The organism is Thermoactinospora rubra (assembly GCF_002093975.1).
Taxonomy (GTDB): Bacteria; Actinomycetota; Actinomycetes; order Streptosporangiales; family Streptosporangiaceae; genus Nonomuraea; species Nonomuraea rubra_A.
The window spans coordinates 40,885-51,815 of record NZ_MSZZ01000063.1 but is presented as its reverse complement, the minus strand read 5'-3'; the positions used below and the strand labels follow the sequence as shown (position 1 = coordinate 51,815).

The following is a 10,931-nucleotide window of genomic DNA, read 5'->3' as shown; positions in this document are numbered from 1 at the left end:
CCGACCCTTGACGCCCGGCTCCAGACCTTAACTACACGGCATTGGGGCTAGAATCCGGCGGCGTGTTACGTGCGCTGCGGATGGCGCTGGCCGTCGCGGTGATCGCGGCGGGCGCCGCCGCGAGCGCCACCGTACCCGGCGAAGGCGTCCTATGCACGTATGCCGGGATGGGCGAGGTCGTCGAGATGTCCTGCGGCGACCCCGAGACGGAAGCCGCCCTGGCGGCGCGGATGCTCAGCCCCGGCCAGGCCCGCGCGGCCGGCTGCACGCCCGTCGTCGTCGGCGAGGACCGCCGGGTCATGGCCACCCCGAGCCCGATGATCCAGCACTCGGACGAGCCGGCGCCCGCCCCCACGCCCAGGACGCCGGATCCGGCGCTCGCCTCCCGCGTGGGACGGGCGTGGGATCGGATCGAGCGCTGGCTGGGCGCCCACGCCTCCGTCACGCTGCGCAAGCTGCGCCATCCCGTCGACGCGGCGCGCATCACCGGCTGGGAGGAGGACAACGGCAGGCTGCCGGATGATCTGTACGCCTCGCTGCTGCGCCACGACGGAGCCGACGACGGCGCCCTGCTCTTCCCCGGCTACGCGCCCGTCGATCTGATGACGGCGGAGTCGCTGCGGTGGGGCAACTGCCACACCCTCGTGATCGAGGGCTCGATGGCCGAAGCCGACCCCGAGCGCGGCACCTGGCACGGCAGCCTGGTGCCCTTCGCGTCCGACACGCGGGGCCGCGAGCTGTTCGTCAACCCGCGCACGGGCCGGGTCGGCGAGAAAGCGTGGAACGAGCGCGTGCGCTACGACGGGCCGATGGGCTGGCCCTCCTACGTGGCGCTCCTGGAGGCGGTGGCCGGGTCGCTGCAGAGCGGGCAGGCGCTGCGCGGACGGTATCCGGCCGTGACGCCGGGCTGCGAGCTGACCTGGCAGGACGAGCCCGCCCCGGCGCCGCCGCCCGCGACCTGTGCCGGTCCCCCGCGCCCGTCCCCGACCCCGACCCCCACGGAAACCGCGGAGCCCTCGCCGAGCCCGCTGTCGCCGAAGGACGCCCGGGAGATCGGCTGCAAGCCCGCCCGCCGCCCGCCGGTCGTGAAATATCCGGATAAGGCGGTCGCGGCGCAGGTGGACGCCGCCTGGCGGCGCATCGAACGCTGGCTCGCCCGCCACGCCCCCAGGACCCTCCGCTCGCTCCGCCCGCCCGCCTCGCCCTCGGCGATCGCCCGCGCCGAGGCCAGGATGGGCCTGACCTTCCCCGACGACCTGCGCGCCTCGCTGCTGCGCCACGACGGCGGCCGCTTCGGCCCCGGCGGGCTGTGGGACTACGCCCCCGTCCGGGAGATCGCCCGGGAGTGGGCCATGATGTGCGGCCTCTACCTCGACGGCTCGATCGCGCCCGACCCGTGGTGGTGGCACGGGCGGCTGATCCCCTACGCCATGGCCGTGGACGGCGGCCACCTGTTCGTCGACGCCCAGACCGGCAAGACGGGCGAGTACTTCAACGAGGAGGGCCTGCGGCTCGACGGCGACGTCGCCTGGCCCTCCTACCTCGCCCAGCTGGCGGCCGTCGCGGACGCGCTGGAGAGCGGGCGGCCGCTGCGCCGCTGGAAGCCCGTCGTGGCCAGGGGCGAGCTGGACTGGGACCTGGACTGAGACCTGGACTGAGACATCGCCCGCGACTAGCTGCTTGGCGCGGTGGAGCTAGTCCGGGCGCGGGGACGGCTCGGCGGTCACCGAACGCAGCAGCGGACGGCTCAGCGCCCCGGCCCCGATCACCCCGCCGAAGCCCACGGCGACGCAGGCCAGCAGCGTCAGCAGGCCGTTCACGGTCATCGCGCCGATCATGAACGGCACCGCGCAGACCATGCCGGAGGCGATGGCGCCGCCGCCCATGACGGCCAGCGGGATCAGCGTCTCCTTCCTGCGGGCCCGGTCCAGCACCTCCAGCGGCGTGCCCGCCAGGCGCAGCAGCGCGTAGGTCTGGCGCCGGTCCAGCACCGAGGAGGCCGCCGTGATGCCCGCGCTGGTGATCGCCACCAGGAAGGACACCGCGAGCACGACGAGGGTGCCGGTGCCGATGTCGCGCAGCAGCACCATGCCCTCGTAGTCGTCCTCACGCTCCGTGCTGGCCGAGTGGCCCGGCGACAGCCCGTCCAGCGCGGTGCGGGCCCGGTCGAGCGTGGCCGGGCCGGCGCCGGTGCCGAGCGCCGCGACCACCACGTGGCCGCGCGCCTCGACGGTCGCCCGCACGCCGGCCGCGGCCAGCCGTTCCTTCGCCTGCTCGGCCGCCCGCGCCGCCTGGGCCTTGGGGACGGCCAGCCGCAGCTGGTGGCCGTCCGGCGAGCCCAGCAGCGAGGCGCTCGGGCTGAGCAGGCCCAGGAACCCGGCCACGAACCCGGTGAGCGCCACCCCGCTCACCGTGCGCCAGGCCGAGCGGGGATCGTCGACGAGCCGCCGGCCGGCCAGCAGCCCGGCGGGCCGCCTGGCCCTGGCGGCGACGATCCTGCCGATCAGGCCCACCACCCAGGGCCCGGCCAGGTTCACGCAGGCGAAGGCCAGCCCGATCGCCGCCACGACCACGGTGACGCTCGTGGACCTGCTCACCAGCGGCACCGCGACCAGCGCGGCCAGCAGGGCGAGCAGCCGTACGGCGCGCATGGCGGGCGGCGTCTCCCTCTTGGCCACGCCGAGCGGGCTGACCACGACCCGGCGCAGGCCCACCACCGCCGACAGGCCCACCAGCAGCGGCACGGCCACCAGGACGGCGGCGACCACCCACAGGGGCGGCCACACGTCCGCGGCGAACCACGGGCCGCCGCCGATCTCCACCCGCGTCAGCAGCGGCCCGGCCGCCGCGTACAGCGCGACGCCCGCCGCCGCGCCCGCGAACGCGACGATCACCGCCTCGGCCACGGTCATGGCCACCACCTGGCCCGGCGTCGCGCCCACCAGCCGCAGGGCGGCCAGGCGCTGGTCGCGGCGGGCCACCGTGAGCCGGGCCGCCGCCCCGCCGAACACCAGCAGCGGCACCACCATGAGGACGCTGGCGACGAGGGCCAGGATGCGGTAGCCCACCGCCGTGTCGGAGTGCGTGCCGGTGAAGCCGGCGACCTTGGTCGCGGGGGCGCCGGAGCGGCCGGGGTCCGCCAGCGACATGACCGGGTCGCCTGGGTCGTGGCCGAGGACCGCGACGAGCTCCTCCGGGTGGACCAGCGCCTCCTCGCCGAGCACGTGGATCCGGCCCGGGTAGCGCCTCGCCAGCTGGTCGGCCGGCAGCGTCCTGGCCAGCTCGGCCAGCGCGGGCGACAGCCACGCCTCGCCCGGCCGGGGGAACGGTCCATGCCGGGCGGCGCGGGCGGGCCCGCGGTGAGGGCGGCCAGGTCCACCACCGCGATCCGCTCGCCGCGGACGTGGTCGTGCCGCAGCGTCTGCAGGGCCACCGCCCCCTGTTCGGCGGCGACCGGGATGCGCCACGCCTCCCGGTCCGCGCGCGCCTCGAAGGCGAAGTTGGCCGCGACGGCGAACAGCAGCAGGGCGGTGGAGACGGCCACCGCGCCCAGCGTCAGCCAGGCGCCCAGCATGCCGCGGCGGCCGCCGCCGCGCAGCAGCCGCCAGCTCAGGGACACGACGGTCCTCACGCCGGCACCCCCTGCGCCTGACCGGTCAGGCGGCCGTCGCGCACCTCGACGACCCGGTCGCAGAAGCGCGCCACGTTCGGGTCGTGCGTGACCACCACCAGGCCGGCCCCGTTGTGCTTGGTGGCCTCCACCAGCAGGCGCATGGTGTCGTGCCCGGTGGCCTGGTCCAGCGCGCCGGTCGGCTCGTCGGCGAACACCACCGCGGGCCCGCTCACCAGCGCCCTGGCGATCGCCACGCGCTGCGCCTGGCCGCCCGACAGCTCCCCCGGCCGCCGGGCCTCCATGCCGTGCAGGCCGAGGGGGCCGAACCACTCGCGCGCCTGCCGTACCGCCCGGACCCTGTCCACCCCGCCCAGCATCAGCGGCAGGGCCACGTTCTCCTCGGCGGGCAGCTCGGGCAGCAGCTGGCCGAACTGGAAGACGAAGCCGAAGCGGGTGCGCCGCAGCGCGCTGCGCTCCCGCTCGCGCATGGTGTCGATGCGCTGCCCCATCAGCCACACCTCGCCCGAGTCCGGCCTCATGATGCCCGCCAGGCAGTGCAGCAGGGTCGACTTGCCCGAGCCGCTGGGCCCCATGATGGCCACCGCCTCGCCCCGGCGGACCGTGATGTCCACCCCGTCCAGGGCCACCGTGTGGCCGAACCGCTTCGTCAGGGCACGCCCCTGGAGTACGTCGTTCATGGCTCCCGAGCCTGGCGTGCCCGGCCTCGCCGCGGATCGGCCGCGCGACCGGGGGGCGGTCGGCCGAACGGCCGATCTTAAGCTGGGGGCTGTGATTCGCGTTCTCATCGCCGACGACCAGGAGCTGGTCCGCACCGGGTTCCAGATGATCCTGGACGCCCAGCCGGACATCGAGGTGGTCGCCGCCGTGGCCGACGGCGCGGCGGCCGTCGCCGAGGCCCGGCGGCTGCGCCCCGACGTCTGCCTTCTCGACATCCGCATGCCCAAGCTCGACGGCATCGAGGTGACCCGCCTGCTGGCCGGCCCCGGCGTGGAGAACCCGCTGCGGGTGGTGATCGTCACCACGTTCGACCTCGACGAGTACGTCTACGGGGCGCTGCGCTCGGGCGCCACCGGCTTCCTGCTCAAGGACAGCGGCCCGACGCTGCTCATCGAGGCGATCAGGGCGGCGGCGAGCGGCGAGGCGCTGGTGTCGCCGTCGGTGACCGTCCGCCTGCTGCAGCACCTGGCCAAGCCCGCGGCGGCCAAGCCGCTCCCCGAGCCGCTGACCGACCGCGAGATGGACGTCGTACGGCTGGTCGCCCGCGGCAAGACCAACCAGGAGGTGGCCGCCGAGCTGTTCGTCTCCCTGTCCACCGTCAAGACCCATCTCGGGAGCGTCCAGGCCAAGCTCGGCGCCCGCAACCGCGTGGAGATCGCGGCGTGGGCCTGGGAGTCCGGCGTGGTGAGCTGATCAGGGGTGAGCCGATTAACCGCCGTCCCGGCGGGATAAATGACAATCAGCACCTCAGCGCATGGAGCGGGGGGAGAGATTCGTGCGCTTCACGACCCTGGCCGTCTACGTGACCCTCGCCGCCCAGGTGGCCTCGCTGGCCGCGCTCGTCGTCTTCGAGGAGACGCGCGGCAGCCGGCTGGCCGCCCAGATCGCCGCCCTCCAGGGCGCCCCCCACAGCCAGGCCGCCCAGTCGGTCGCCGGCCAGGTGTCCGTCTTCGCGGTGCTGGTGATGCTCGTCGCGGGCACCGCCGTCGCCTCCGCGGTCGCGTACCTCACCTGGCTGGTGCGTGCGCGCCAGGCCAACGACCGGGCGGCCACCGCCGGACCGGTGCTGGCCGCCTGGCTCGTCCCCTTCGTCAACCTCGTCGCCCCGGTCCTCCTCCTGGACGAGGTGTGGAAGGGCTCGCGCCCGCCGTACGACCAGCGTGTCCGCTGGCTGTCGCTCGTCGCCGCGTGGTGGCTCGGCTGGCTCGGCTCGCTGGTGCTCCTCGCCGCCCGGCTGGCCGACGACTCCGAAGGCACGCTGACGGGCATCGGCGCGCGGGAGCTGGCGATCACGGGCATGGCGGCGCTGCTGTGCGCGGCCACCGTCCGCGAGGTGACGCGCCTCCAGACCGCCCGGGGGCGCGCCCGCCTGCGGTACCGCTCGCTCAGCCGCGCCGCCTGACAGGCTGCCGGCACCTTGCCACCATTGGGTGCATGGCCGGAGTCATCTATGTCCGCGATGTCGACGACGACGTCATAGAGACGTTGAAGCAGCGTGCGGCGGAAGCCGGCATGTCCCTGCCGGCCTATGCCGCACAGCGGCTGACGCTCATCGCCAGGCGTCCGGCCAACGCCGAGGTCATGCGGAAAGTGAGGCGGCTGGCGGCGGCGCGGCGGGAGCGCGGTGCGACAATGCCGACGACCGCCGACATCGTGGCCGCCGTGCGCGCCGACCGCGACCCCGTCTTTTGCCGCTAGGCGGGGCGGTCAGGCGGCGGTGGGGCCGGAGCTGCCCGGGCTGGCGTGCCAGAGCCGGCGGGGCGGGGTGACGATCGCCGGGCCGAGGTCGGAGTACGGCGAGAGCAGGAAGCCGTTGGGGTACTCGATCCGGCGGCCGCCCACGCCTCCGGCCTCCTCCGGCTCGCGGTCGAGCAGGGCGCGGACCGCGTCGGCGCCCCGCTCGCGGTACAGCCTGTCGAGGTCTGCCAGGTTCCAGCAGTCCAGGGCCCGCAGGGAGACCGCCCTCGCCCCGGTGCGCCTGATCACGCCGCGCGCGACCAGGAGCCACGAGCCGAACACCGTCGAGGCGCACCGGCCCTGCGCCGACTCGAAGAACGTCAGGTCGACCGGGCCGGTGGAGTCGTCGAGGGTGACGAAGACGACGCGCTGCCCGGAGCGCACGGCCGGCGTCTGGGTGGCCACCTTGACGCCGGCGACCAGCACCCGGGCGCCGTTGCGCCGGGCCGGCAGGTCCCTCGCGCGGACCACGCCGAGGGCGTCGAGCAGCTCGTCGTGGAAGGTGACGACGTGCCGGGTGAGGTCGATGCCGAGGACGTCGAGCTCGGCCTCGACCATCTCCGTCTCGGTCATCTCCGGCAGCTCGCCCGGCTCGATCCGCTCGGCGAAGCCTAAGGGGATCTGGGCCGCCCCCGCGCCGCCCGCCGGCCCCCGGTCCAGCGCCCCCACCCGGGCGAGGAGGTCGCGCCGCGTGAGCCGGCCCGGCCGCCAGCGCGGCCCGCCGTCGCCCGGACGCAGGCCGTGGAGCGCGTCGAAGCCGCCCACCCGCACGATCCGCTCCATGATCGGACGCGACGGCCTGGCCCTGTCCCAGAAGTCGGCCAGCGAGGTGTACGGCCGGCCGGCCACCATCCGGTCCACCTCCGCCTCGCTGATCCCCTTGACGGCCGAGAACGGGACACGCAACGCATACCCGCGCCCCATCTCCTCGGGCCTGAAGGCGCGTCTTTCCGCACCGCGCTCCGGCCCCAGGTCCGACGCCCGGACGCGGACCCGCATCGGCGGCTCGGGCGTGAGCCGTTCGACCTGCCAGTGCCTGCCCGACCTGTTGACGTCCAGCGGAAGGATCACCACGCCGCACCGCCGCGCCTCGTCGACGATCACCCGCTGCGGGTACATGCCGGGCTCGTGGGTCAGCACCCCGGCGAAGAACGCGGCCGTGTGGTGCCGCTTGAGCCAGGCCGACTGGTAGGTGGGCAGCGCGAAGGCCGCCGCGTGCGCCTTGCAGAACCCGAACGCGCCGAAGGCGTCCAGCACCTGCCAGGCCCGCTCCACCTCCTCCCTGCCGAACCCCTGCGCCCGCGCCATCGGCACGAACGTCCTGCGCACCCTCTGCCGCCCCTGCGGCGTCTCGAGGGTACGGCGGAGCTTCTCGGCGAAGGACAGGTCGCGCCCCGTCATCACCTGGATGATCTTGAGCACCTGCTCGTGGAACACCACGACCCCGTGGGTCTCCCTCAGCGCGTCGCGGAGCCGTTCGTGGGGATAGGACGGCATGCGCCAGCCGTGCCTGGCCTCCAGGTACGGCGTGACCATGTCGGAGTTGACCGGCCCCGGCCGGAACAGCGAGATGTCGACGATCAGGTCGTGCATCGTCCGCGGCTCCAGCTTGGCCACCAGCTCGCGCTGGCCGGGCGACTCGATCTGGAAGCAGCCGATGGTACGGCCGGCGCAGATCATGTCGTAGGTCTCCTGGTCGTCGTGCGGCACGTACTGGACGCCGGGGTCGTCGCCGCGCTGGGCGTCCAGCTCGACCGTGACGCCGTCCACCCGCTCGATCTCGCCCAGCGCGTGCGCCATCGCCGACTGCATGCGCACGCCGAGCACGTCCAGCTTGAGCAGCCCGGCCTCCTCGACGTCGTCCTTGTCGAACTGCGACATCGGGAAATCCAGCAGGCTGCGCTCCACCGGGGTGACGTCCCTCAGCCCCGCGTTGCCCACGAGCACGCCGCACGGGTGCAGCGCGATGTGCCTGGGCAGCCCGTCGAGCCGCTCGGCCAGCCGGAACACCCGCTCCAGCCCCGCCTCGCCCAGCCGCGACTCGCGCAGCTCCGGCAGGTCGCGCAGCGAGGCGGTGATCTGGCGGGCCCTGATGTGCGGGAACGCCTTGGCGATCGCGTCGATCTCGTGCGGCGGCAGCCCCATCGCCGCGCCCACGTCGCGGATCGCGCTGCGCGCCCGGTAGGTCTCCATCATCGACACGCAGGCCACGCGGGCCTCGCCGTACCTGTCGAAGACGGCCCTGTAGACCTCCAGCCGGCGGGCCGACTCCACGTCGAGGTCGATGTCGGGCAGGCCGATGCGGCCCTCCGACAGGAAGCGCTCCATCAGCAGGCCGTGGTCGAGCGGGTTCACCTCGCCGATGCGGATCAGGTAGTTGACCAGGCTGCCCGCCCCCGAGCCGCGGATCGCGCACCGGACGCCCATGCCGCGGATCAGGCCGGTGATGCCGGAGACAGCGACGAAGTACCCCGACAGGCGCTTCCCCTCGATGATCCGCAGTTCCTCCTCCAGCCGCCGCCTGGCCTCGGGGTCGCGGTGCAGGCCCCGCCGGCGCAGGCCCTCGTGGCAGCGGTCGCGCAGCAGCGGCACCGGGTCCTCGTCCATCTCGGGCAGGTACAGCCTCCCCGCCCTGAGCGCCAGGACCTTCCGCGGGTCCGTCGCGCACGCCTCGGCCAGGCGCCTGGTGGTGTGCAGCAGGCGGGCGACGCGGTGCTCGTCGGCACCGCAGACCTTGCGGGCGACCTGCCACATCTCCTTGGTGCTCTTGAGGTAGGCGTGGGAGGTGGCGCGGTCCAGGTGCCGGGGGTGCAGAGGGACGAGCCGGCGGGCCGCGTCCAGCACGTCGCCGACCTGGTGGTCGGCGGGGTTGAGGTACCGCACGGCGTTGGTCAGGACCGCGGGGACGCCGAGCTCGTCGGCCAGCGCGAGCATCCGCACGGCCGTCGAGGCGTCGCGGTAGCCGTACTGGTCGACCACCTCGACGACCACGGGGGCGATGGACTTCCAGCGGGCCAGCAGCGCCCTGGCGTGGTGGTCTCGCCTCTCCGCCACCGCCCGGCCGACGTCGGAGCGGGGGCCGAGCATGACCACCAGGCCGTCGTCGTCGCCGAACTCGCCCCGGCCAAGACCTGAGAGGAAGGTGGCGAGCAGGTCCGGGGTGATGCGCGGGGAGCCGCGGCCGGCGGTGAGGTGGGCGGCGGTGACCAGGCGGCACAGGCGGGCCCAGCCGCCCGAGCGGGCCAGGACGGTGACACGGTCGCGGGAGTCCGGGCCGGTGCGCGGGCGGGATGCGGCCGGGCCCGGCGTGCCCGGCCCGAGGCCGGACGTGCCTGACATGAGGCCCGGCGTGTCCAGTCCGAAGCCGGGCGTGCCCGACCCGAAGCCGGATGTGCCCGGCCCGAGGTCGGATGCGTCCAGCGCGAGGTCGACACCGAAGACGGGGCGGATGCCCGCGTCGGCGCAGGCCTGGGCGTGCTTGACGGCGCCGTAGAGGCCGTCGCGGTCGGTCAGCGCGAGGATGTCCATGCCCAGCTCCGCGGCCCGGGCGACCAGGGCGGAGGGGAAGGCGACGCCGTACCGCATCGAGTAGGCGGAGGCCACGTGGAGGTGCGGGAACGCGGTCATCAGTCCCACGCCCTCAGCAGCAGCCAGCCGCCGCCGGCGGTGTCGAACCGGAGCTCGTAGGTGCCGACCTCGCGGCCGGGGCTGGCCTCGACGCGCCAGAACCGGCGTTCGCCCGGGTCGCCCTCGCCGGTCTTCCACCACTCGCGGGTCACCACCCAGTGGTCGAGAATCCGGCGGACGAGGTAGAGCCGATCGCGCCAGACGAACTGGGTCGGTTCCCCGTCTCGGGTCCACACCTCTATCGGATCGCCGTAGAGTCTGCTCAAGGCTCCTTCTCCCCGTGGCTGGTGATCTTGCTACCGGGCCACCCGGGGGAAGACGGGCGCAGTTGGCTCACTACCTTTCGAACATACGTTCTTAATCCCCCAAACGCAAGTCGCCTGCCTGCCGGACGAGCGGGTTGGAGCCGATCGAGTTGCGGATGCTGAAGGTCACGCTTCCGGCGCGGTAGCGGTCGTCCGACCACTCCACCGGCCGCCCCTCGTAGGTGGTGGTGATGCGGCGCTGGCGCAGCAGCGGGCTGCCCCGCCGTACACCGAGCAGACGCGCGTCCGAGGCGCCGGCCGCCACCGCGTCGATGAGGTGCTCGCCGTAGGCGAAGACGAGCCCCACCGAGTCGTACAGCGCCTGGGTGACCGAGTCGCAGTCGGGCGGGAGCGCGGCGACGGCCGGGGCGATCCAGCCGGCGTAGACGGTGCGCTCGATCAGCACCGGCTCGCCCTCCAGCGTGCGCAGCCGCAGCACCTCCAGCACCTCCCCGCACGCCAGCCGCTCCGCCTCGGCGCCACGCGCGGCACGCGGGGTCTGCGAGATCACCCGGCCGCCGACCCGCAGCCCGTTGGCCTTGGCCCACTGCGCGAAGCTGTGCAGCTCGGCGAAGCTCTGGCTGGGCGTGTTGCCGAGCACCACCCGGCGGGCTCCCTGGCGGGAGCCGATCAGGCCTTCCGCGATCAGTACGGCTATCGCCTGCCGTACCGTGCCTCGGGCCGCCGAGTAGCGCGCGGCGAGCTCGGCCTCGGAGGGCAGCTGGGAGCCGACCGGGTAGGCGCCGCCGAGGATGTCGTCGCGCAGCTCAGCGGCGATTCGTTCATAGCGCGCAACCATCCCAGGCGCTCCCGGTTCATGAAATAGCAATCTTCATGCGACTAACTAGGGCTGGCTTGTTTGTACAAGTTCCCATAGGTTTCGAGCCACACCCCGAAGGAGTGGAGGCGAC

At 74.2% G+C, this 10,931-nt stretch carries 9 protein-coding genes; 4 read left to right on the top strand and 5 right to left on the bottom strand.

The window, feature by feature from the left end:
* The first annotated feature begins 62 nt into the window (after positions 1 to 62).
* Entirely contained in the window at positions 63 to 1,646 is a 1,584-nt protein-coding gene (locus BSB02_RS34670) for an SMI1/KNR4 family protein (RefSeq protein WP_143591543.1), read from the top strand.
* 48 nt (positions 1,647 to 1,694) lie between these two features.
* On the opposite strand, the gene BSB02_RS41175 is transcribed toward BSB02_RS34670, so the two are convergent.
* On the bottom strand, positions 1,695 to 3,224 hold the full coding sequence (locus BSB02_RS41175) for an FtsX-like permease family protein (RefSeq protein WP_169729467.1): 1,530 nt from the start codon (positions 3,222 to 3,224) through the stop codon (positions 1,695 to 1,697).
* A 403-nt stretch (positions 3,225 to 3,627) separates the two neighbouring features.
* The gene (locus BSB02_RS34660) at positions 3,628 to 4,311 is read right to left on the bottom strand and encodes an ABC transporter ATP-binding protein (RefSeq protein ID WP_084965226.1); all 684 of its coding nucleotides are present in this window, start codon (positions 4,309 to 4,311) and stop codon (positions 3,628 to 3,630) included.
* Positions 4,312 to 4,402: 91 nt separating this feature from the next.
* Here BSB02_RS34660 and BSB02_RS34655 point away from each other — a divergent pair, with 91 nt between their 5' ends.
* The 3 genes from BSB02_RS34655 (at position 4,403) to BSB02_RS34645 (ending at position 6,049) form a co-directional block, all read left to right on the top strand.
* Entirely contained in the window at positions 4,403 to 5,044 is a 642-nt protein-coding gene (locus BSB02_RS34655) for a response regulator (protein ID WP_276206383.1), read from the top strand.
* A gap of 82 nt (positions 5,045 to 5,126) precedes the next feature.
* Positions 5,127 to 5,753: a DUF4328 domain-containing protein gene (locus BSB02_RS34650; RefSeq protein ID WP_240506934.1), complete on the top strand. Its 627-nt coding sequence runs from the start codon at positions 5,127 to 5,129 to the stop codon at positions 5,751 to 5,753.
* Between the two features lie 32 nt (positions 5,754 to 5,785).
* On the top strand, positions 5,786 to 6,049 hold the full coding sequence (locus tag BSB02_RS34645; RefSeq protein ID WP_084965224.1) for a FitA-like ribbon-helix-helix domain-containing protein: 264 nt from the start codon (positions 5,786 to 5,788) through the stop codon (positions 6,047 to 6,049).
* Between the two features lie 9 nt (positions 6,050 to 6,058).
* On the opposite strand, the gene BSB02_RS34640 is transcribed toward BSB02_RS34645, so the two are convergent.
* The 3 genes from BSB02_RS34640 to BSB02_RS34630 all read right to left on the bottom strand — a co-directional run bounded on the left by BSB02_RS34640 (position 6,059) and on the right by BSB02_RS34630 (position 10,819).
* Positions 6,059 to 9,715 (bottom strand): DNA polymerase III subunit alpha, encoded by a 3,657-nt coding sequence (locus BSB02_RS34640; RefSeq protein ID WP_084965223.1) that lies wholly within the window; start codon positions 9,713 to 9,715, stop codon positions 6,059 to 6,061.
* The gene (locus BSB02_RS34635; protein WP_084965222.1) at positions 9,715 to 9,981 is read right to left on the bottom strand and encodes a DUF6504 family protein; all 267 of its coding nucleotides are present in this window, start codon (positions 9,979 to 9,981) and stop codon (positions 9,715 to 9,717) included. Before BSB02_RS34635 ends, BSB02_RS34640 begins: the two co-directional genes overlap by 1 nt.
* Before the next feature lie 91 nt (positions 9,982 to 10,072).
* Positions 10,073 to 10,819 (bottom strand): GntR family transcriptional regulator, encoded by a 747-nt coding sequence (locus tag BSB02_RS34630; RefSeq protein ID WP_084965221.1) that lies wholly within the window; start codon positions 10,817 to 10,819, stop codon positions 10,073 to 10,075.
* Positions 10,820 to 10,931: the final 112 nt, after the last annotated feature.